We start from the raw sequence: 19,412 nt of genomic DNA, 5'->3' as shown, positions 1-19,412 counted from the left end.
TCGCGACCCCGATATGATCGGGATGTGCTCACCCTTTTGCTTTCCCCCGATTACGCCCCCTTCGCGATCGCGTTTGTGGTGATGCTGGGCATCGGCCTGATCGAAGCGATCGGGCTGGGGCTGGGGCATTTCGACTTCGATACCGATCTCGACGCGCATCCGGGCCCGAGCCTGATCGACTGGCTTGGGCTCGGGCGCGGACTGCCGATCCTTGTCTGGCTCACCTCGCTGCTCGGCTGCTTCACCGTGGCGGGCTTCGCGGTCCAGCAGATCGCCACCGCGGCGACCGGTGCACCGCTCCATTGGAGCCTGGCGAGCGCCGCGGCGCTGGTCATCGGCGGCGTGGCGAACATGTTCGCCGCCGCGGGGCTGGCGCGCATCTTTCCCGGCTATGAATCGACCGTCATCCTTGCCGACGATCTGCTGCGGCATCGCGGCACCGTGCTCGAGGGCGCCGCCGCGCGCGGGCGCCCGGCGCGGGCCAAGGTGGTCGACCGGTTCGGGCAGGCCCATTACGTCATGATCGAGCCGCACCACGACCAGGACGTCATCGTCCAGGGCCAGACCGCTTTGCTGGTCCGCAAGGAAGGGCAGCTCTTCTTCGCGGTGCCCGACGCACACCCGCTGCTGCAAACCATCTGAACGACGCATCGAATTTTTTGGGAGGGATTTCGTGATCGAGCCGCTGCTGAACATCCTGATCTATGCCGGCGTCGCGCTGGTGGCGCTGGTCGTCATCGGCCTCATCCTGACGCGCCTCTATCGCCGCTCGACCAAGGACATCGCGCTGATCCGGACCGGCTTCGGCGGCGAGAAGGTGGTGCTCAACGGCGGCATCATGTCGATTCCGGTGCTGCACGAGCTGATGCAGGTGCGGCTGACCACGGTGAAACTCGAGGTCTCCCGCCTCAACAAGGACGCGCTGATCACGCTCGACAAGCTCCGCGTCGATGTCGTCGGCCTGTTCCACATCAAGGTGAAGCCCGATGGCCAGTCGATCGCGGCGGCGGCGCAGACGCTCGGCGAATCGGTCAACAGCCCCGATGCGGTGAAGGCGCTGCTCGACGGCAAGCTCGTCTCGGCGCTGCGCTCAGTCGCGGCGACGATGACGATGGAACATCTCCACGCCAACCGCGCCGACTTCATCCAGAAGGTCCAGGAAGCGCTGATGACCGATCTGGACATGAACGGCTTCCAGCTCGAATCGGTCTCGATCACCCATTTCGACCAGACCGCGTTCGAGCATTTCAACGAGAATAACGCGTTCGACGCCGAGGGGCTGACCGTGCTCACCCGCACGATCGAGGAACGCAAGAAGATCCGCAACGACATCGTCGCGACCAACCGCGTCGAGATCGAGCAGCGCAACCTCGACGCCAACAACCAGTCTCTCGCCATCGCGCAGGAGGCCGAGCAGGCGCGGCTGACCCAGGAGCAGACGTTGGCGGCCCGCCGCGCCGAGCAGGCGACCGCGATCGCCACCGCCGAGGCCGAGCAGACCCGCCTCGCCGAACTCGCCCGCATCGCCGCCGAGCAGGCGCAGACGGTCGCGCAGACCGAGGCCGACAAGGTCGTCCAGACCGCCGCCATCGCGCGTGAGGGCGCCGTCCAGACCGCGACGATCGAGCGCGACCGCAATATCGAGCTCGCACGCATCACCACTGCGGTCCAGACCGCACAGAAATCCGAAGAGGAATCGACCGCCACCGCCGCCGCCAACGAGGCGCGCGCGCTCGCGGTTCGCGCCGAGGAAAGCGTGATGACCGCCAAGGCGACCGAGATCGCCAATCGCGAAAAGAATGTCGCGGTGATCGCCGCCACCCAGCGCGCGCAGGAGGAAGCGGTGCAGATCACCGTCGCCGCCACCGCCGAGAAGGAAGCCGCCGAGGCGCGCGCGGCCGCGCTGCGCACCGAGGCCACCGCCGAGGCCGATGCCGAAAAGGCGCGCGCCGAGGGCCGCGCCGCTGCGTTCAAGGTCGACGCCGCGGGCCAGACCGCGCTCAACGAAGCGACCAATGTGCTCAGCGAGGCCCAGACCGCGCTGCTGATCCGCAAGGCGATGCTCGACGCGCTGCCGGCGATCATCGCGGCCGCCAGCAAGCCGATCGAGCAGATCGACAAAATCTCGATCCTCGACGCGCGCGGGCTCCACGGTGATGCCGGCGCGGGGGAAGGGGCGGGCGTCACCAACCTTGCCGATTCGGCAGTGGCGGCGGCGATGCGCTACCGCGTCGGCGGACCGCTGATCGACGCGCTGATGGCCGAGCTCGGGATGAATGGCGGCAACCTCAACGGCCTGCTAGCCGGGGCGGCCGCCCCCGCTCCGGCAGCGGTGGTGGAAGACGACGAAACCGAGGCGAACAAGGATTGACCTGCCTCGACTTCACCCACGCCATCCTCCGCACCCCCGGCCGCTCGGTCGTCGACGGCCTGCGCGCGCATGACGGCGCCGGCCCGGATTACGACGCGCTCCTCGCCGAGCACACCGCCTATGCGCAGGCGCTGCGGGACCTGGGCCTCACCGTCGAAATCCTCGATCCGCTCGAGCAATTCCCCGATTCGGTCTTCGTCGAAGATCCGGCCCTGGTGTTCGGGGAGGGCGCGATCCTGATGAAGCCGGGCGCGGCCTCGCGACAGGGCGAGGTGGCGCTGATCCGCCCCGCGCTCGACCGGCATTTCGCGCAGGTCATCGCGCTGGCCGAGGGCCATGCCGATGGCGGCGACATCATGGTCACGCCGAACAAGGTGCTGATCGGCCTGTCCGCGCGCACCGATCCCACCGGCGCCGCGGCGCTGATCGCGGCGCTCGCCAGGCTCGGTTATGCGGGCGAGGTCGTCGATCCCCCGCGCGGCGCGCTCCATCTCAAGACCATCGCCGCGCTGATCGACGAGGAGACGATCCTCACCACCCGCGCGGGCGAAACCCTGTTCCCGGGCTTCCGCACCATCGTCACCGACGCGGCGGAGGATGCGGCCTGCAACGCGCTGCGCGTGGGCGGCACACTGCTGCTCTCGGCCCAGCATCCGCGCATCGCCGAGCGGCTCGACCGCGCGGGCTACACGCTGCGCCTGCTCGACACGATCCATGTCGCGCGGGTCGATGCGGGGCTCTCGTGCATGTCGCTGCGCTGGAAGGCGGCTTGATCCCGCCACGCTTCACCGCACCGGAAATGCGCGCGCGGCTGACGCTGATCGCCGCCAGCTATCGCCGCCTCACCGGTCGGGACCTGATCCCGGCCGGCGCCGATCCCGTCGAATCGCTCTGGACCGCCCCGCGCATCATCCTCGCCCACGGCACCGAGCCCGACCCGATCTTCTTATTCGGCAACCGGGCCGCGCTCGACCGGTTCGGCATGACCCTCGATGCTTTCACCGCCATGCCCTCGCGCCTCTCCGCCGAGCCGCTCCACCGGGACGAGCGCCAGGCGCTGCTCGACCGGGTCGCGCGCCACGGCTTCATCGACGATTATAGCGGCATCCGCATCGCCGCCGATGGCCGCCGCTTCCGCGTCGAGGGCGCAACCGTCTGGAACCTGATCGACGCCGAGGGCGCACTCCACGGCCAGGCCGCGACCTTCGATCGCTGGACCGATCTCGCCTAGGCCTCGACGGCAGCCGTCGTCCAGCCAAGGCTCGGAATGGTGATCGAGCGGCGGCCCGAAAGGTCCACCCGCAGCACGATCGAATTGCGCTCCTCCATATAGGTCAGCACGCGCCGCGCCCGGCCGATCGAGCTGGTGCCATAGATATGCGCGATCGCCGCGTCGCTGGGCGATGCCTCGCCTTCGCGCGCCGCCCGGGCGATCAGCAGGAAGGCGCCGAGCATTTCGTCGGGCAGCCCGTGCGCGGCCTCCAGCGCCGGGGCCCATTCGCCCTCCAGCCCCTCGAAAATCCCCGCGCGCGCCGCCGCCAGCCGCCGGGTGAAGCCCGCCAGATCGATCGGCGGCTTGCGCACCCCGGCCATCCGGCAACGCACCCCGAAATCCTGGAACAGCACCGCCGCTCCGCGCGTGGCCGCCTCGGGATCCTCGACGATCGCGCGGAGCGCCTGTGCCATCACCGTCTCGGCATCGATCGCGTCGAGCCAGCTCTCGTCCGGTGGCGCTGCCGGTTCGGGCGCTCCCGCCAATTCCTCCATCACCATCGCGGGCGCCGGACGCGGCGGCAGTGGAGGGGCTGCGGGCAAGGGTTCCTCCAGCCCGGCAAGAAGGAACTGGCGCATATCGCCCGCAGGCGCGCTGGGCAGCGGCACCAGCGTAGGCGACGAACTGCGCGCCGACGTCTCCACCGCGCCGATCCGCACCATCGCCGGGCGCCGCGCAATCGCGGGGCCCAGCCCCAGAAAGGTCCCGCGCTGCAGGTCGCGGATCGTTTCGGCCTGGCGCCGCTCCATTCCGAGCAGGTCCGCCGCGCGCGCCATGTCGATATCGAGGAAGGTGCGCCCCATCAGGAAGTTCGACGCTTCGGCCGCGACATTCTTGCTGAGCTTGGCGAGCCGCTGCGTCGCGATGATCCCGGCCAGCCCGCGCTTGCGCCCGCGCGACATGAGGTTGGTCATCGCGCCGAGCGAGGCGCGGCGAACCTCCTCGCTGATCTCGGCGCCGGCGGCAGGCGCGAAGATCTGCGCCTCGTCGACCACCACGAGCGCCGGAAACCAGTGCTCGCGCGGCGCATCGAACAGCCCCATCAGAAAGGCGGCGGCGCAGCGCATCTGGCCTTCCATTTCCAGCCCCTCGAGGCTCAGCACCACCGAGGTGCGATGCTCGCGGCAGCGCGCGGCGAAGCGGCTGATCTCGCCGGCCGAATAGTCCACCGCCTCGATCGCGACATGGCCGTACGGGCCCGAAAGCGTGACGAAATCGCCCTCGGGATCGATCACGACCTGCTGGACCTGCCCCGCGCTCCCTTCGAGCAGACGGCGCAACAGATGCGACTTGCCCGATCCCGAATTGCCCTGGACGAGCAGGCGCGTCGCGAGCAGCTCCTCGAGATCGATCGCGACGGGCTTGCCCCCGCCATCCAGCCCCATATCGACTTGAAAGGTCATTGCCCCGGCAATGCGCGAGCCCGCCCGAGAGGCGCAAGCGCCAAGCGATGGGGCGCCGCCGATATCTGGGGACAAATCGTCCGGGCGCGGTAAGGAGGGCCGATGTCCGGGCTCGATCTGCTGACCCTGTTCAACGCGCTGATGCCCAAGGACCCGGGCTCGCGCCGCATCGCCCGCGACATCCCCTATGGCGGCCACCCCCGCCAGACGCTCGACCTCTACGCCCCGCGTACACGGGGGCCCCATCCATTGATCATCTTCTTCTATGGCGGCGCGTGGGAAAGCGGGCACCGCCAGGGCTATGCCTTCGCGGCGCGCGCGCTGGCGGCAAAGGGCTTCGTCGTCGCGGTGCCCGACTACCGGCTGGTGCCCGAGGTGCGCTATCCCGATTTCGTCCGCGATGGCGCCGCGGCGGTGCGGCGGGCGATGGCCCATGCAAGTGAGTATGGCGGCGATGACGGGCGCATCGTGCTGATCGGCCATTCGGCGGGCGCCTATATCGCCGCGATGCTCGCGCTGGATCCCGAATGGCTGGGCGACGGGCGAGAGGCGGTACGGGGTTTCGCGGGCCTGGCGGGTCCTTATGACTTCCTGCCGCTCGACGACCCCGCCTCGATCGCCGCGTTCGGCGACTGGCCCGATCTGCCCGCGACCCAGCCGGTAATCCATGCCGGCCCGGATTCGCCGCCCGCGCTGCTGCTCCACGGCGAACCCGACACGCGGGTGAAACCGCGCCACAGCAAGGCGCTCGCCGCCGCGCTCGGCGACAAGGCGACGCTCAAACTCTATCCGAAGCTCAGCCACACCGCGATCGTCACCGCGCTGGCACTGCCGCTGCGCGGGCAGGCCCCGGTGCTCGCCGATATCGCCGCCTTCGCGCGCGGCGTGACGCGTTAGAGGAAGAAGCGCGCGATTTCCGCCACGGCCACCCACAGCCCGAACGCGATCGGCGCCGCGATCAGCAGCCCGCGCATCGGCGACGGCCCATCGACATCGGTCGCATTCTCGTCGCTGATCGGCTGCTGGTACATCGCGGTCTCCCGACGCACCGCATAGCGCGCCGCGAGTCCGCCGACATTCCGGTAATGTACCGAATCGGGGAAACCCTACCGGTCGCGCCGCCCCAGCAGCCCCAAGGCGCGATCAACGATCGCGCCGTCCCAACAAACGGAGCCGCAGCGCGTTCAATTTGATGAACCCCGCCGCGTCGCGCTGGTCATACGCGCCCTGATCATCCTCGAAGGTGACGACCTTCTCCGAATAGAGCGACCAGGGCGACTTGCGCCCGGTCACGATCACGCTGCCCTTGTAGAGCTTGAGCCGGACGGTGCCGGTCACCTTCTCCTGCGAATGATCGATCGCGGCCTGCAGCATCTCGCGCTCGGGGCTGAACCAGAAGCCGTTATAGATCAGCTCGGCATAGCGCGGCGCCAGTTCGTCCTTCAGATGCGCGGCACCCCGGTCGAGCGTGATCTGCTCGATGCCCCGGTGCGCGAGGTGATAGATGGTGCCGCCCGGCGTCTCGTACATGCCGCGCGACTTCATCCCCACGAAGCGGTTCTCGACCAGATCGAGCCGGCCGATGCCATGCTTGCGGCCGAGCTCGTTGAGCGCCGCGAACAGGGTCGCGGGCGACATCGCCTGACCGTTCAGCGCAACGCCGTCGCCGCGCTCGAAATCGATCGTGATCGTCTCGGGCGCGTCGGGCGCGTCCTCGGGATTGACCGTGCGCGAATAGACATAGTCGGGCACTTCCTGCCAAGGATCCTCGAGCACCTTGCCCTCGGACGAGGTGTGCAGGATGTTCGCGTCGGTCGAAAAGGGCGCCTCGCCGCGCTTGTCCTTGGCGATCGGGATCTGGTGCTTCTCGGCGAATTCGATCAGCCGCTCGCGCGAGGTGAGGTTCCATTCGCGCCAGGGGGCGATCACCTTGATGTCGGGGTTGAGCGCGTAATAACCCAGCTCGAAGCGGACTTGGTCATTGCCCTTGCCGGTCGCGCCATGGCTGACCGCGTCGGCGTTCACCAGCTTCGCAATCTCGATCTGGCGCTTGGCGATCAGCGGCCGGGCGATCGAGGTGCCGAGCAGGTACAGCCCCTCATAGAGCGCGTTCGAGCGCATCATCGGGAAGATATAGTCGCGGACGAACTCTTCCTTGAGATCGTCGATGAAGATGTGCTCGGGGCGCACGCCCGCCATCTCGGCCTTTTTGCGCGCCGGCTCGAGTTCTTCGCCCTGCCCCAGATCGGCGGTGAAGGTGACGACCTCGCACTGATATTCCTGCTGGAGCCATTTCAGGATCACGCTCGTATCCAGACCGCCCGAATAGGCGAGGACGACACGATTGATCTTCTCGGACATGGCTCAGGCGACTCCTTGGGGACGGGGCGCAATAGGGTCAGTGGAAAACTCGCGCAACAGCCGGGGCAGATAGGCTCCGAGCGCGGCGGCGCGATAGACATAGGCGATCAGGAACGCGGTCCACAGCCCCCAGATACCCCAGGGCCGCAGCAGCAGATCGGTGGCGATATAGAGGCCGGTCGAAAGGATCGCGGCATTGCGCAGCGCCTTGCCCCCCGTCGCGCCGATGAAGATGCCGTCGAGCAGCCAGGCGGGCGTGCCGAGCAGCGGCAGCACCGCGACGAAGGGGAGCAGCCTCTCCGCCGTGTCGCGGACCGCTTCATTGGTAACGAGCAGGTCGATCGACGCCGCGCCCAAGCTCCAGATCAGCACGCTGGCCAGCGCCGCGAACCCGAACGAGAACTCCCCGGTCAACCGGATCGCCCGCACCAGATCGGGCCGGCTGCGCGCGCCGATCGCCTGGCCGACGCGCGATTCGGCGGTGAAGGCGAAGCCGTCGAGCACGAAGGCAACCAGCGCGATGATCTGAAGCAGCACCTGATTGGCGGCGAGCACATTGGTGCCCAGCCGCGCGCCGGCATTGGCGAACCAGGTGAACATCAGCAGCAGCGCGACGGTGCGGATCATGATGTCGGCATTGACCGCGAACAACCGGGCGAGCGCCGCGCGGTGGAACAGCCCGGGGCGCAACCCCAGATGCGGCAGCACCAGCGCCAGCCCGGTCAGCAGCGCGATCCACTCGGCGGCGGCGGTCCCCAGCCCCACCCCGCGCGCGCCGAGATGGAAATGCCAGACGAACAGGATATCGAGCCCGGCATTGGCGAGGTTCATCACGATCTGGAGCGCCAGCGCCGACCGGCTTCGCCCCAATCCGAGCAGCCAGCCATTGACCGCGAACACCGCCAGGCTCGCCGGCGCGCCCAGGAACCGCGCGCCGACGAACGCCTTGGCCGAGGCATCGACATCGGGCCCGCCCGCCAGGATCGCGAACGCCACCGGGATCAGCACCAGCTGGAGCGCAAGCAATACCAGCCCGAAGCCGAACCCGACGAACAGCCCGCGCATCAGCATCGCATCGACCTCGGCGCGGTCCCCCGCCCCTTCCGCCTGTGCGGTCATCCCGGTCATCCCCATCCGCAGGAAACCGAAGCTCCAGAACAGGAAGTTGATGACGGTCGCCCCCAGCGCCACCCCGGCCAGCGCAGCCGCATCCCCGGTCCGCCCGATCACCGCGACATCGACGATCCCGACAAGCGGCACCGTCGTCTGGCCGAGCATGATCGGCCATGCCTGGGCGAAGATCGAACGGCGGGTGAGCGGCAGGCTGGCCATGACGCGCGCCCTACGCAACTACGGTGCGTTGCGATAGCATCGCCTGAGCGACTCGCGGGGACGTGATGGCCGAGAACAAGACCAAGGCGACCGAGGTGAAGGTCGACGACTTCATCGACGCGATCGAGAATCCCGTGCGCCAGGCGGACGCGAAGGCCGTACGTGCCATGCTCGAACGCGTCACCGGGGATCCCGCCAGGATGTGGGGACCCTCGATCATCGGCTTCGGCAGCTATCACTATAAATATGAGAGTGGGCACGAGGGCACGATGTGCCGGCTCGGCTTTTCACCCCGCAAGGGCGAGCTGGTGCTCTATCTGACCGGAACCGTCTCGAAGCAGCATGAGGCGCTGACGCGGCTCGGCAAGCACAAGACCGGCAAGGGCTGCCTCTACATCAAGAAGCTCGCGGACGTGGATATGGGCGTGCTCGAGGAGCTCGCGGTCGCGTCGCGCGACTATATGGACGCGACCTATCCCGACTGAAGCATGAAGGGCCGCTCTTCCTCGCGCAGCGCCGCCTCCTCTTCCAGCATGTAGTCGCGCGTGAAGGGCAGGGCATCGCGCGAGCGCGCGAACTGGAGCTGGTAGTTCACCAGCCCGCCGTTGAAGAAGCTCGCCATCGAACCCGCCAGATAGAATTGCCACATACGGAAGAAGCGCTCGTCATAGAGCGAGACGATCTGCTCGCGCGCGGCGGTGGTGCGGTCATACCAGTGGCGCAGCGTATGGCCGTAATGTTCGCGCAGCACCTCCACATCGGTCAGGAAGAAGCGCATCCCCTCATAGCCGCGCGCGATCTCCGAGAGGGCGGGAATATAGCCGCCGGGGAAGATATATTTGGAGGTGAAGCGGTCGGTCACGCCGGGCCCGCCCGCACGCCCGATCGTGTGGAGCAGCATCACCCCTTCGGGCGTCAACAGCTCCCGGCATTTGGCGAAGAAGGTGCGGTACATCGGCGGCCCGACATGCTCGAACATGCCGACCGACACGATCCGGTCGAACGGCCCCTCGACATCGCGATAGTCGATCAGCTCGAAGCGGACCTTGTCCGCCACCCCCGCCAGCGCGGCGCGCGCGCGCGCGATCTTGAGCTGCTCTTCGGAAAGCGTGATGCCAAGCACTTCGGCGCCCGTCTGCGCGTGGAGATAGAGCGCCATCCCGCCCCAGCCGCAGCCGATATCGAGCACGCGCATCCCCGGCCGGCACGCCAGCTTGGCGGCGATATGCGCCTTCTTGTCGGATTGCGCCCTTTCGAGGCTGTTCCCCGGATCGGTGAAATAGGCGCAGCTATATTGGCGGTCGGTATCGAGAAAGAGATCGTAGAGCCCCGCCGACAGGTCGTAATGATGCGCGACATTGCGCTTCGAGGCGCGGCGCATGTTGAAGCGGCCGATGCGGTGGAGCAGCCCCTCGGCGAGGCGGCGCATCGCCCCGGGGCGGAGATTGCGCTCGCTTTCCTCCCAGCGATTATTGGCGGTCATCAGCAGGATCAGGTCGCGGATGTCGCCATCCTCGATGATCAGGCTGCCGTCCATATAGGCCTCGGCCGCGCCCAGCGCCGGGTCGCTCAGGATCCGCCGCGCCGCGCCCGGCCCCAGCCTGAGCGTCAGCGGCTTGAGCGCCGGATCGAACGCGCCGAAGCTTCGCCTGCTGCCGTCTGCATGGATCACGGTGAGGGGACCCCGCTTCACCGCGCGCGAGAAGAATTGATCGATCAACGCCATACTAGGCGCTCCTACGCAGGAGCCGCCGACCAGTTCCAAAATGGATGAATCAGATTCCGGCGTACCATTGGTAGCCGTTCGAATCCTCCCAATAGCCGCCCTTGCCCCCGCCGATCCCGGCCAGGCTCGCGACCGCCTCGATCCGCATCACGAACTTGGCGTGCTTGTAGCCCAGCTGGCGCTCGACCCTGAGGCGAAGCGGGGCGCCATGGCCGGTCGTCAGCGGCGCATCGTTCATCGCCCAGGCAAGGATCGTCTGGGGGTGGTAGGCGTCGATCAGGTCGATCGATTCATAATAGGGCGTGCCCCGATAGAGATCGGCGCAGTGGAAGACGATGAACCGCGCCTCGGGCCTGAGCCCCGCCAGGTCGAGCAGCTGCGAAAGCTGCGGCCCCTGCCACTTGCCGATCGCACTCCAGCCCTCGACGCAATCGTGCCGCGTGATCTGCGCGCGCTGGGGCATCGACCGGAGCTGCGCGAGCGACACGCCGAACGGGCGCCGGACCAGCCCGTCGATCCGCAATCGCCAGTCGGCAAAATTGTTGGCGGCATGCGCCAGATAGTCGGGCGTGTCGGCGCTCTTGCTGCCGTTGACGCGGAAGCGCGGGCTCATCTGGTCGGCGCGAAACTCGCGCGCCAGCGCATCGCGCCCGACGATCGAACGCTGGAGGAAGTGCTGCGCATCCTCGCCGCCGCCGAGGATCGATTTCCCCACCGGGCTGCGCCCCACCGCGTCGCATCCCGCGAGCAGTCCGCCCGCGCCGGTGATGAGGAGGCTCCGCCGCGTGATCATTCGGGCACCTCCCATTTGCCGGTGATCATCGACCGCACCTCGTTGAGCGCGCCCGCGAGGATGACCAAGGTCAGGTGCACCACGATGAACAGGGTGAGCAGCGCCATCGCGATGAAGTGCACCGAGCGCGCCGATTGCCGCCCGCCGAAAATATCGATCAGCCACGGCCAGCCCGCATCCATCCCCGGCGACAGAGCGAGGCCCGAAAAGACCAGCACCGGCAGCAGCACGAACAGCACGCCGGCATAGCTGAGCTTCTGGAAGATATTGTACGCGGCCGGATTGGCGGGATCATGGAAGCGCAAGGCGAGATGCGCCTTCAGATCGTCCAGCAGGTGGCGCGGCGCCAGTTCGTCCTTCCGCACGCGCAGGTCGCGCTGGATATGCCGGTTCGCCAGGCTCCAGATCAGATAGATCAGCAACCCGAACGCAAGCACCAGCGCAAAGGTCAGGTGCCAGCTCCGCGCCGCCGCCAGATTGTACAGCGAGGGGATGGTCAGCCACCCCGGCCAGCGCGGCACCTCGAGCCAGGCATGGTCGTAATTCGCGCCATAATCGCCCCAATAGAGGCGCTTGTGCGCGTTCGAGATGGTCAGCCCGCTGCCGATCAGCACGATCACCGCAACCGCATTGATCCAGTGCCAGACGCGCGTGACCAGCCGATGGCGATAGACGATGCGCGGCGGTGGCGCGTCGGGCACGGGCTCCGGGGCTTCGGGCAAACTGCTTCTCCTGGCCGCAGGATGCCGCGCCCGCTCCAGCTACGCAACAATCGCGCGAAAGGATTAGGGTCTGGACTCAATAGCGCGCCAGGCTGGGCCGTCCCAGTATGTGAAAGTTGACACTGGCTTCACACTATCGCGCATGTTTTGCGCCGCGCAGTTTTCCGGGGAAACGCGGGGTTCGCGATGCGCGGATCGACAGGGTCAAAGAGCGGCCGGAGCGACCGGAGCGACCGGCTGCGCGAGCCAAACAGACGAAATTCTACATTGCAAGGGCTTGGGAGCCGGACCCGAACCTAACTCTCGCCGCGCGCCGAGAGCAGCAGCAGGCGGACTTCCGCCGCCGCCGGATCGTTCAGCTCGCGCGCCAGCCGCCCCAGCTCGGCCTCGATCCGTTCGACGCTCTCGGGCGAGAGCCGCGCCGAGAGATTGGCGAGCCGCAGGCTGCCATCGGCCTTGCCGGCATGCCCCAGCGCATCCTGCATCGCCCGCGCCACCACCGCCGCGCGTGCATCCTCGACCGACCCATCGGGCAGCGCGCCGCGCCCGACGGCGAAGCGCCGTCCCGCCGCCTGGAAGGTCCGCTCGATCACCGCGCGGCGGCGCGTCTCGGCGACGCAGGCGATCAGCCCCGCCGCCTCGAGCTGGTCGACATGACGGTAGAGCTTGGTCACCGGCTCCCCCAGATGCGCCGCCGCCGCCTTCACCGTGCGCGGCTCGGCAAAGGCGGCGAGCATCCGCTGACGCAGCGGATCCGAGAGCGCCTTGAGCTGAAGCGGCGTCTCGATCAGGAAAAGGTCGTCGGTCTCGCTCATCGGTCGCTAGCTGGAGGGCTGGATCCACAATCGGTTAGAGCCATAGTCGATCGTGATCCGCATGCCAGCCAGGAAGTCGGCGCCGAGCACCCCGTCGATCGGCGCGCCCGCCGCCTTTTGGATCGGCGCGATCACATCGGCGATGCCGATATTGCGCCCGTCGCGCGCATAGGGCCCGAGCGCGATCCGCCCCTGCACCAGCGTCGCCCCGCGCGAATCGAGCCCGCCCGCCCCGGCCAGACTCACCTGCTGGCCGCCCCCCAGCCCCGCCGCGCGCGCCACCGCGGGCGAGACCAGGGTCGCGCTCGCACCCGTATCGAGCGCCATCAGGAACGGCCCGTGCCCGTTGATCGTCACGCTCACCAGGGTCAGCGGCCGCGCCGGCGCCAGGGTGAAGCCGATCGCCTCGCCCCCCGGCACGCGCGCGGCGAAATCGATACGGTGCGCCGCATAGTCGATCGCGATCGTCCGCCCGGCGAGGAAGCGGTGCCCGATAATCGCATCGATCGGCCGCCCCACCTGCTTCGCGACACCATCGACCGCCGGGCTCACGCCGGCGCTCGCATTGCGAAGCTCGACCGGCCCAAGCCGGAAGCGCGGAACGCTCTGCGCGGCGAAAGTCACCGGCCCCGCGCCGATCGCCGCGGCCGATTTGTCCGATCCCTCGGCCGGCACCGTCTTCATCCGCGCCGCCGCGGCGGGGCTCAGCAGCACGTCGTACGGCGCGCCATTGCCGGTATCGACGAGCACCGCAAGCGGGCGATCATCGGCGGCCTCGGCCTGCACCACCACGAAAGGCGGCTGTCCCGCCTGCATATCGAAAGGCAAGTCCTGCATCGCGCATCTCCGGATCATTCATATATTCATGAATGATCATGATTGCATGAATGAGTCAAGCGCCACCGTTCCGCGCCGCAAGCATCGCGGGCGGAGGAACGCAGCAATCCGTCGGAAAATTCAGCCGAGCGCGGCCTGTTTCTCTTCCGCCAGCCGGTCGAGCTCGGCGCGGCTCTTCTTCTCGGCCGCGGTCTTGAGCTGCCCGCAGGCGGCATCGATGTCGCGCCCCCGCGGCGTGCGCGTCGGCGCCGAGATGCCCGCCTCGAACACGATGTCGCTGAAGCGCTTGATCCGCTCGGGGCTGGAGCATTCATAGGGCGCGCCGGGCCAGGGATTGAACGGGATCAGATTGACCTTGGCCGGCAATTTATACTGCTTGATCAGCCGGACGAGCTCGCGCGCATCGGCGTCGCTGTCATTCTTGTCCTTGAGCATGACATATTCGAAGGTGATCCGCCGCGCATTGTTCGCGCCGGGATAGTCGGCACAGGCCTGGAGCAGCTCCTCGATCCCGTATTTGCGGTTGAGCGGCACGATCTCGTCGCGCACCTCCTTGGTCACCGCGTGGAGCGATACCGCGAGATTGACCCCGATCTCCTCGCCCGCGCGCGCCATCATCGGGACGACGCCGGAGGTGGAAAGGGTGATGCGGCGCTTCGACAGCGCCAGCCCGTCGCCGTCCATCACCAGCTTGAGCGCATCGCGGACATTGTCGAAATTATAGAGGGGCTCGCCCATCCCCATCATCACGATGTTGGTGAGCATCCGCCCCTCGGGCTGGCTCGGCCATTCGCCAAGGCTGTCGCGCGCGAGCATCACCTGGCCGACGATCTCGGCCGGGGTGAGGTTGCGCACCAGCCGCATCGTGCCGGTGTGGCAGAAGCGGCAGTTGAGCGTGCAGCCGACCTGGCTCGACACGCACAAGGTCCCCCGATCGGCGTCGGGGATGAACACCATCTCGTAATCCTGCGCATCGGGCGAGCGCAGCAGCCATTTGCGCGTCCCGTCGGTCGAGACCTGCTGCTCGATCACCTGCGGCCGGCTGATCACGAAGCGCGCCTCGAGCCAGGGCTGCATCGCCTTCGAGATATCGGTCATCAGCGCGAAATCGGTGACGCCGCGATTATAGATCCAGTGCCATAGCTGCTTGGCGCGCAGCTTCGCCTGTTTGGGCTCGAGCTGCGAGGTCTCGAGCGCCATCCGCAGATCGGCCTTGGAAAGCCCGAGCAGGTCGATCCGCCCATCGGGCCGCGGCACGAAGGCGCGCGGCACGGGCACGGGATCGATGTGCCCGGGGATGGGCATGGGAGCAGCCGACGGTGATTGCATGGCGCGCCACATAGGGCATCGCGCGCGGTTTTTCTACTGGCGTGTCAGGAACCCGCCGCCGGCGTTCGCGCCTGACGATAGAGTGCCGCCCCCAGCATCGCCAACCCGGCCAACACCATCACCACCGGCACGAACCCGGGAACCGGCGCGCGCAACCGGAACCCGAAGAGATACGCCAGCGCCAACAGCACGACGGCCAAATTCACTGCCATCAATGCCCATTTCATCGACGGACGGAGGGGAGCGTGACCCACCAGTCGTCCAAACTGTGCGACTCCCAGCAGGAGAACCATCAGGGGAGTGTTGATATCGGCCATATGCCGATCCTATCAGCTCACCGCCCTTCAGGCCAGCAATGCGCCGCTCGCCTCGGGATGCCCGTCCGCACAGCCCATCGCCTCGAGCGTCACCCGCAGCGCCTGCACCAGCGGCGTGCGCGGTTCTGGCCCGATCTCCGCCTCCAGGCTCGCATTGTCGAGCCGCAGCGGATGGCGCCAGAAGGTCTCGATCTCGATCAGCTCGCGAAACGTCTCGTTGAACGGCGCGGCGAGCGGGAGCAGCCGCCACGGCATCCGCCGCACCTTCGGATCGGCCCGCCCCGCCGCCTCGCCCAGCGCCGCGACGAAACCCGCCCCGTCGAGCCAATGCCCCGCGAAATGATGGCACGCGAAATCGTCCATCCCACTCTCGCGGTCGAACAGCCGGGCAAAAGCCTCGCCGACATCGGGCAGATACGCCCAGGCATGGCCCACCTCCGGCCGCCCGGGATAGAGAATGCTCGCTACCGGTCTGCCCGGCGTCACCATCCCCTGCGACAACCAGCTGCTCTTGGCGCCCGTCCCGAAGAAATCGCCCGCGCGCAGCACCATCGCGCGCAGCCCGGGAGTCTCGCGCAGCCGCCGCTCCATCTCCGCCCGGATCGCGCCCTTGCGGGTGTGCGGCAGCTGCGGCGTATCGGGGTGCGCCACCGCGACGCAGCGCGCGTCGTAATTATAGATCGTCCCCGGCAGCGCCAGCCGCGCGCCATTGGCCAGCGCCGCGGCGATGCTGTGGTCGAGCATCGGCAGCACCACCTTGCCCCAGTCGCGATACCCCGCCGGATGCGCGCCATGGAGGATCGCATCGACACCCTCCGCCGCGCGCAGCACCGCGGCGCCGTCCATCGCATCGCCCTGCGTCCACTCGATCGCGCTATCCGACCGCTCCGGAATCCGCCGCGCCAGCGCGCGCACCGTCCAGCCATGCCGCAGCAGCGCCTTCGCGCTCGCGCCGCCAATGCCGCCGGTCGCGCCCAGGATCAGGATCGTCTTGCTCATCTTCGCCTCCGTTGAATTACGGAGATGCTATGCGCTGAACGCAGATCGTAGAAAATTGTCAGGGGATGACAGGGGGACTATACAAAATTTATGAGCCTCGCCGATGACTGGGAGCGCCAGCGCGCCTTTCTCGCCGTTTTGCGCGACGGCAGCCTCTCCGCCGCGGCGCGCACGCTTGACCTCGCCCAGCCGACCGTCCGCCGCCGGATCGAGGAGCTCGAGGCCAATCTGCGCACCCCGCTCTTCACCCGTTCCCCGGGCGGCCTGATCCCGACCGAGCGCGGCCTCGCGCTTCGCGAGCATGCCGAGGCGATGGCGCTGGCTGCGGACGCCTTCATGCGCTCGGCATCGGCGGGGGCCGAAGAGGTTGCGGGCACGGTGCGGATCAGCGCGAGCGACGTGATCGCGGTCGAGGTGCTGCCCCCGATCCTCGCGGCGCTGCGCGAAAAGCATCCCCGGCTGGTGATCGCGCTCTCCCCCACCAACCGCAACGAAGACATGCTCCGCCGCGAGGCCGATCTCGCGGTTCGCATGGTGCGCCCCAAACAGGAGGCTCTGGTGGCGCGCTGGGTGGGGTCGATCCCGCTCGGGCTCCACGCCCATCGCGACTATCTGGCGGCGCACCCGCTCGGCACGATCGATGCGATCACCGATCACGCGCTGATCGGCGTCGAGAGCCATTCGCCGGTGCTGCGCGAGATCCAGGATCAGGGCTTCGCGGTCGGGCTCGATGACTTCAGCTTCCGCAGCGACAATGACCTTGCCCAGCTCGCCGCGATCCGTGCCGGGCTGGGGATCGGTTTCTGCCAGGTCCCGCTCGCCCGGCGCGATCCGGCGCTGGTGCGGGTGTTTCCCGACGCGATCAGCATGGACCTCGATACCTGGGTCGTCGCGCATGAGGACCAGCGCGGGGTGGCGCGCATCCGCGCGACCTTCATCGCCCTGGTGGATGGGCTCAGCGCCTATATCGGCCGCTCGCCGATGCAGCGGCCCGCGCCTTCGAACTGGTCCTAGGATGGATCGACATTTAGTCCAGACCGAGTCGAAAATGGTGGTTTTGCGTGACCCGGAGCGCAGCGTGCTAAAGGCACGTGAGCACCGGAAGCGCGCGGAACCGCCATTTGCAGGCCGGTATGGGCTGAATGGCGATCCGTCCTAGCGGCGCACGCAGCCCAGCGCCGCCGCATCGATCGCGGTGGCGGCGCCCTTCAGCGCATAGGTGTCGGCGAAGGGCGAGCCGGCCGCCGACACGGTCTCGACGCTCATGCTGCGCCCCTCCCGGATCGCCGAGACGACCGCGGCGTCGGTGCGCGCATCGGGCGCCCAGGCATCGGCCTCGCCCGCGACCAGCTCGAAGCGGCGTTCGCCGATCGACAGGGTGACGCGGGCATTGGCCCCGCGCGTGCGGCTCAGCCGGATATGGAGCTGGTTGCGCAGCCCCTGGCCGGGCCAGCTGGCGATGCTCGCAAAGGGCTGCGACTGCTCATGCTTCTCCACCGGCCGCGCGATCGCATAGCAGCGCCGCGGCGAGGCGTCGCGAAACGCTCCCCAGCTGTCGAACACGCCGAGCGACACGCGGCCCTGTTGCGGCGGCGCCAGCGCGAGCAGGGCGATCAGCCACATCATGCAGGCGCCCTCATGCAGGCGCTTCCCCGCCGGTGCCCGATCCCCAATGCACCACCGTTTCGGCCCCGCCCTCGATCATCGCGACCGATCCCTGCGGCAGATCGGGCGCGGCGGGGGCGCCGAATTGCGGCAGCGCCTCCTGTCCCGTCATCACCCCGCGCAGGATGCGGCTCGACATGCCGTGCATGATCACCAGCCGGTCGCCGGGATCGTCATCCGTGTCCGCCAGCCAGGCCGAAACGCGCGCCGCGATCGAATCATACCATTCGCCGCCGGGCGCGGGGTGATTGTACAGGCGATGGGTCGCGTCGAGGAAGGCGTCGAGCTCGGGCCCCAGCTCCGAATAATATTTTCCGCTCCACTCCCCCATGCCGATCTCGACCAGCCGGTCGTCGGTGCGCGCCTGATGCCAATCGAGCTCGAGATGCTCGCAGATCACCGCCAGCGTCTGCAGCGCGCGGCCCGCCGAGGACGCCCATAGCGTCAATTTGGGCTTCGGCCCCAGCAGCCCGCGCAGCGCCTCCCCCATCTCGTCGGCCTGGCGGAAGCCGGCGCGGGTCAGCGGGGTGTGCGGATGATCACCCTGCATACGCCCGGCGATATTATAGACGGTCTCGCCGTGCCGGGCGATGAAATCGCGGCCCTTGCGCGACGAACTTGGCTTGGAATCCATGAGGCCCTTTTCAAGTCCCTGTGGCGGGAAAGCAACGCTTTCCCGCGTTTATCTGAGGTTCATGAAACCCGCTCTCGCGCTCCCCAGTTAAGCGACGGCCCAAGTCACCGGGCCTGTTGTACCCAAGGAGTTTTTTATGCGTATCGCACTCTTCACCGCCGCGCTGGCCGCATCGACCGCGCTCGCCGCCCCTGCCTTTGCGCAGGAATCGGACAGTGATTCGAGCTTCACCGGCCCTCGCGTCGAGGTGATCAGCGGCTGGGACCGCGTCGATGACGCCTCGACCCCCGGCGTGGATGCGACCGACGGCGTCGTCTATGGCGGCGCGGTCGGTTATGATTTCCAGGTCGGCCATGCCGTGCTCGGCTTCGAGGGTGAGGCCACCGGCTCCACCACCCGCCAGCGCGCCACCAGCGTGATCGTCCCCGGCGACAGCTTCCGCGTGAAGGCGGGCCGCGATCTCTATGTCGGCGGCCGCGTCGGCTTCACCGTCGGTCCGCGCGCGCTGATCTACGCCAAGGGCGGCTACACCAATGCCCAGGTCGATACGCGCTACATCAACGGCGCGACCACGGTCGACGACAAGGAGACCCTCGACGGCTGGCGCGCCGGCGCGGGCGCCGAGATCGGGCTCGGCCGCAACCTCTATGTGAAGGGCGAGTATCGCTACTCGAACTACACCAAGGCCAACAACACCTCGGTCGATCTGGACCGTCATCAGGTCGTCGCGGGCGTCGGCGTGAGGTTCTAAAGTCGAAACAGCTGAAATATGCTGTGAATGAAGGGCCGGGGCCGCTTGCCCCGGCCCTTTTTCGCGCTAGAGAATGATGAACGG

22 protein-coding genes are annotated in these 19,412 nt (G+C 67.9%); 8 read left to right on the top strand and 14 right to left on the bottom strand.

What is annotated here, in order from left to right:
• Positions 1-24: 24 nt before the first annotated feature.
• The 4 genes from OF829_RS07890 to OF829_RS07875 are packed head-to-tail and all read left to right on the top strand — an operon-like array spanning position 25 to position 3,602.
• Complete coding sequence (locus tag OF829_RS07890) at positions 25-642, top strand: YqiJ family protein (protein ID WP_264939436.1); 618 nt, start codon at positions 25-27, stop codon at positions 640-642.
• A gap of 31 nt (positions 643-673) precedes the next feature.
• The gene (locus OF829_RS07885) at positions 674-2,371 is read left to right on the top strand and encodes a flotillin family protein (RefSeq protein ID WP_264939435.1); all 1,698 of its coding nucleotides are present in this window, start codon (positions 674-676) and stop codon (positions 2,369-2,371) included.
• Positions 2,368-3,144, top strand: coding sequence for a dimethylarginine dimethylaminohydrolase family protein (locus OF829_RS07880; protein WP_264939434.1), 777 nt, complete (start codon positions 2,368-2,370; stop codon positions 3,142-3,144). The genes OF829_RS07885 and OF829_RS07880 overlap by 4 nt, the downstream gene beginning before the upstream one ends.
• Entirely contained in the window at positions 3,141-3,602 is a 462-nt protein-coding gene (locus OF829_RS07875) for an MEKHLA domain-containing protein (RefSeq protein ID WP_264939433.1), read from the top strand. Before OF829_RS07880 ends, OF829_RS07875 begins: the two co-directional genes overlap by 4 nt.
• Here the strand turns inward: OF829_RS07875 and OF829_RS07870 are convergent.
• Positions 3,599-5,047 carry an ATP-binding protein gene (locus OF829_RS07870; RefSeq protein ID WP_264939432.1) on the bottom strand — a complete coding sequence of 483 codons (1,449 nt, stop codon included), beginning with the start codon at positions 5,045-5,047 and terminating at the stop codon, positions 3,599-3,601. The genes OF829_RS07875 and OF829_RS07870 overlap by 4 nt on opposite strands.
• A 102-nt stretch (positions 5,048-5,149) precedes the next feature.
• Here OF829_RS07870 and OF829_RS07865 point away from each other — a divergent pair, with 102 nt between their 5' ends.
• Entirely contained in the window at positions 5,150-5,944 is a 795-nt protein-coding gene (locus OF829_RS07865; protein ID WP_264939431.1) for an alpha/beta hydrolase, read from the top strand.
• On the opposite strand, the gene OF829_RS07860 is transcribed toward OF829_RS07865, so the two are convergent.
• The 3 genes from OF829_RS07860 to OF829_RS07850 form a co-directional block, all read right to left on the bottom strand.
• Positions 5,941-6,096 (bottom strand): hypothetical protein, encoded by a 156-nt coding sequence (locus OF829_RS07860; RefSeq protein WP_264939430.1) that lies wholly within the window; start codon positions 6,094-6,096, stop codon positions 5,941-5,943. The genes OF829_RS07865 and OF829_RS07860 overlap by 4 nt on opposite strands.
• A 94-nt stretch (positions 6,097-6,190) precedes the next feature.
• Positions 6,191-7,408, bottom strand: a complete 1,218-nt coding sequence (locus tag OF829_RS07855) for an argininosuccinate synthase (protein WP_264939429.1) — start codon at positions 7,406-7,408, stop codon at positions 6,191-6,193.
• Between the two features lie 3 nt (positions 7,409-7,411).
• On the bottom strand, positions 7,412-8,740 hold the full coding sequence (locus OF829_RS07850) for an MATE family efflux transporter (protein WP_264939428.1): 1,329 nt from the start codon (positions 8,738-8,740) through the stop codon (positions 7,412-7,414).
• Between the two features lie 65 nt (positions 8,741-8,805).
• Here OF829_RS07850 and OF829_RS07845 point away from each other — a divergent pair, with 65 nt between their 5' ends.
• A complete protein-coding gene (locus OF829_RS07845) occupies positions 8,806-9,225 on the top strand; it encodes a DUF1801 domain-containing protein (RefSeq protein ID WP_264939427.1) in 420 nt (139 codons plus the stop codon).
• Here OF829_RS07845 and OF829_RS07840 read toward each other — a convergent pair.
• The 8 genes from OF829_RS07840 to OF829_RS07805 form a co-directional block, all read right to left on the bottom strand.
• Positions 9,213-10,466 (bottom strand): SAM-dependent methyltransferase, encoded by a 1,254-nt coding sequence (locus OF829_RS07840; protein WP_264939426.1) that lies wholly within the window; start codon positions 10,464-10,466, stop codon positions 9,213-9,215. The genes OF829_RS07845 and OF829_RS07840 overlap by 13 nt on opposite strands.
• Positions 10,467-10,515: 49 nt before the next feature.
• Entirely contained in the window at positions 10,516-11,259 is a 744-nt protein-coding gene (locus OF829_RS07835) for a molybdopterin-dependent oxidoreductase (protein ID WP_264939425.1), read from the bottom strand.
• Complete coding sequence (locus OF829_RS07830) at positions 11,256-11,981, bottom strand: cytochrome b/b6 domain-containing protein (protein WP_264939424.1); 726 nt, start codon at positions 11,979-11,981, stop codon at positions 11,256-11,258. The genes OF829_RS07835 and OF829_RS07830 overlap by 4 nt, the downstream gene beginning before the upstream one ends.
• Before the next feature lie 296 nt (positions 11,982-12,277).
• The gene (locus OF829_RS07825; protein ID WP_264939423.1) at positions 12,278-12,796 is read right to left on the bottom strand and encodes a winged helix-turn-helix domain-containing protein; all 519 of its coding nucleotides are present in this window, start codon (positions 12,794-12,796) and stop codon (positions 12,278-12,280) included.
• A 6-nt stretch (positions 12,797-12,802) separates the two neighbouring features.
• The gene (locus OF829_RS07820; RefSeq protein ID WP_264939422.1) at positions 12,803-13,633 is read right to left on the bottom strand and encodes an aspartyl protease family protein; all 831 of its coding nucleotides are present in this window, start codon (positions 13,631-13,633) and stop codon (positions 12,803-12,805) included.
• 120 nt (positions 13,634-13,753) lie between these two features.
• Entirely contained in the window at positions 13,754-14,938 is a 1,185-nt protein-coding gene (gene rlmN, locus OF829_RS07815) for a 23S rRNA (adenine(2503)-C(2))-methyltransferase RlmN (protein WP_264939421.1), read from the bottom strand.
• Positions 14,939-15,006: 68 nt separating this feature from the next.
• Entirely contained in the window at positions 15,007-15,279 is a 273-nt protein-coding gene (locus OF829_RS07810) for a hypothetical protein (protein WP_264939420.1), read from the bottom strand.
• 27 nt (positions 15,280-15,306) lie between these two features.
• Complete coding sequence (locus OF829_RS07805; protein WP_264939419.1) at positions 15,307-16,278, bottom strand: NAD-dependent epimerase/dehydratase family protein; 972 nt, start codon at positions 16,276-16,278, stop codon at positions 15,307-15,309.
• A 90-nt stretch (positions 16,279-16,368) separates the two neighbouring features.
• Between OF829_RS07805 and OF829_RS07800 the strand changes: the two genes are divergently transcribed.
• A complete protein-coding gene (locus OF829_RS07800; RefSeq protein WP_264939418.1) occupies positions 16,369-17,292 on the top strand; it encodes a LysR family transcriptional regulator in 924 nt (307 codons plus the stop codon).
• Between the two features lie 141 nt (positions 17,293-17,433).
• Here the strand turns inward: OF829_RS07800 and OF829_RS07795 are convergent, their stop codons facing one another.
• On the bottom strand, positions 17,434-17,904 hold the full coding sequence (locus OF829_RS07795) for an invasion associated locus B family protein (protein ID WP_264939417.1): 471 nt from the start codon (positions 17,902-17,904) through the stop codon (positions 17,434-17,436).
• Positions 17,905-17,914: 10 nt separating this feature from the next.
• Positions 17,915-18,577 (bottom strand): histidine phosphatase family protein, encoded by a 663-nt coding sequence (locus tag OF829_RS07790; protein ID WP_264939416.1) that lies wholly within the window; start codon positions 18,575-18,577, stop codon positions 17,915-17,917.
• Positions 18,578-18,713: 136 nt separating this feature from the next.
• Between OF829_RS07790 and OF829_RS07785 the strand changes: the two genes are divergently transcribed.
• Entirely contained in the window at positions 18,714-19,328 is a 615-nt protein-coding gene (locus OF829_RS07785; protein ID WP_264939415.1) for an outer membrane protein, read from the top strand.
• Positions 19,329-19,412 lie beyond the last annotated feature (84 nt).

Origin of the sequence: Sphingomonas caeni, assembly GCF_026013415.1 — a bacterium.
GTDB classification, from domain to species: domain Bacteria; phylum Pseudomonadota; class Alphaproteobacteria; order Sphingomonadales; family Sphingomonadaceae; genus Sphingomonas; species Sphingomonas caeni.
This window is presented reverse-complemented; position numbering and strand designations above follow the sequence as displayed.